Source organism: Paenibacillus paridis (genome assembly GCF_006345825.1).
In the GTDB taxonomy this organism is placed as follows: domain Bacteria; phylum Bacillota; class Bacilli; order Paenibacillales; family Paenibacillaceae; genus Pristimantibacillus; species Pristimantibacillus paridis.
In genome coordinates this window covers 1-1,987 of record NZ_VCIX01000047.1, presented here as the reverse complement: position 1 = coordinate 1,987, position 1,987 = coordinate 1, and the positions used below count along the sequence as shown (strand labels likewise).

The 1,987-nt window shown below is 53.7% G+C and carries 1 rRNA gene; it reads right to left on the bottom strand.

Annotated features, from left to right (window positions below):
• Window positions 1–11: 11 nt before the first annotated feature.
• Window positions 12–1,987: ribosomal RNA gene (locus FJQ58_RS32480) — 23S ribosomal RNA — on the bottom strand; the annotation flags it as partial.

Below are 1,987 nucleotides of genomic sequence, written 5' to 3'. Positions count from 1 at the left end.
GTAAACGTGTTTAGGATAAGCCCTCGACCGATTAGTATTCGTCAGCTCCACACATTGCTGTGCTTCCACCCCGAACCTATCAACCTCGTCGTCTTCAAGGGGTCTTACATACTGGGAAATCTCATCTTGAGGGGGGCTTCACGCTTAGATGCTTTCAGCGCTTATCCCGTCCGTACTTGGCTACCCAGCGGTGCTCCTGGCGGAACAACTGGTACACCAGCGGTACGTCCATCCCGGTCCTCTCGTACTAAGGACAGCTCCTCTCAAATTTCCTGCGCCCGCGACAGATAGGGACCGAACTGTCTCACGACGTTCTGAACCCAGCTCGCGTACCGCTTTAATGGGCGAACAGCCCAACCCTTGGGACCTACTTCAGCCCCAGGATGCGATGAGCCGACATCGAGGTGCCAAACCTCCCCGTCGATGTGGACTCTTGGGGGAGATAAGCCTGTTATCCCCAGGGTAGCTTTTATCCGTTGAGCGATGGCCCTTCCATTCGGTACCACCGGATCACTAAGCCCGACTTTCGTCCCTGCTCGACTTGTAGGTCTCGCAGTCAAGCTCCCTTATGCCTTTGCACTCTGCGAATGATTTCCAACCATTCTGAGGGAACCTTTGGGCGCCTCCGTTACATTTTAGGAGGCGACCGCCCCAGTCAAACTGTCCACCTGACACGGTCCCCGAACCGGTTTCACGGTTCTAGGTTAGAACTCCGATACGATCAGGGTGGTATCCCAACGTTGCCTCCACACAAGCTGGCGCTCATGTCTCTTNTTCACGGTTCTAGGTTAGAACTCCGATACGATCAGGGTGGTATCCCAACGTTGCCTCCACACAAGCTGGCGCTCATGCTTCAAAGGCTCCCACCTATCCTGTACAGATCGTACCAAAGTTCAATATCAAGTTACAGTAAAGCTCCATGGGGTCTTTCCGTCTTGTCGCGGGTAACCTGCATCTTCACAGGTATTAAAATTTCACCGGATCTCTCGTTGAGACAGCGCCCAAGTCGTTACGCCATTCGTGCGGGTCAGAATTTACCTGACAAGGAATTTCGCTACCTTAGGACCGTTATAGTTACGGCCGCCGTTTACTGGGGCTTCGGTTCACAGCTTCGGGTTTANCCGTTTACTGGGGCTTCGGTTCACAGCTTCGGATTGCTCCTAACCGCTCCCCTTAACCTTCCAGCACCGGGCAGGCGTCAGCCCGTATACTTCGCCTTACGGCTTCGCACAGACCTGTGTTTTTGCTAAACAGTCGCTTGGGCCTTTTCACTGCGGCCCCCTCAGGCTATTCACCTTACCGGNGCGTCAGCCCGTATACTTCGCCTTACGGCTTCGCACAGACCTGTGTTTTTGCTAAACAGTCGCTTGGGCCTTTTCACTGCGGCCCCCTCGGGCTATTCACCCTACCGAGGCACCCCTTCTCCCGAAGTTACGGGGTCATTTTGCCGAGTTCCTTAACGAGAGTTCTTCCGCGCGCCTTAGCATGCTCTGCTCGCCTACCTGTGTCGGTTTGCGGTACGGGCACCTAGATCTCACTAGAGGCTTTTCTTGACAGCCGGAGTACATGACCTTCGCTACTGCAATTTTCGCTCCCCATCACAGCCCAGCCTAATANGTCACTGCCCTTCTGTGTCACCCCATTGCTCAAACAATCTTCGGTGGTACAGGAATTTCAACCTGTTGTCCATCCACTACGCCTTTCGGCCTCGCGTTAGGTCCCGACTTACCCTGAGAGGACGAGCCTTCCTCAGGAACCCTTAGGCTTTCGGCGGACAAGATTCTCACTTGTCTTTTCGTTACTCATACCGGCATTCTCACTTGAATACAGTCCACCAGTCCTCACGGTCCAACTTCAATCCGTATTCAACGCTCCCCTACCCAAGTACCATATAGGCACATGTCATAGCTTCGGTGGTGTGTTTAGCCCCGTTACATTTTCGGCGCAGAGTCACTCGACCAGTGAGCTATTACGCACTCTTTAAATG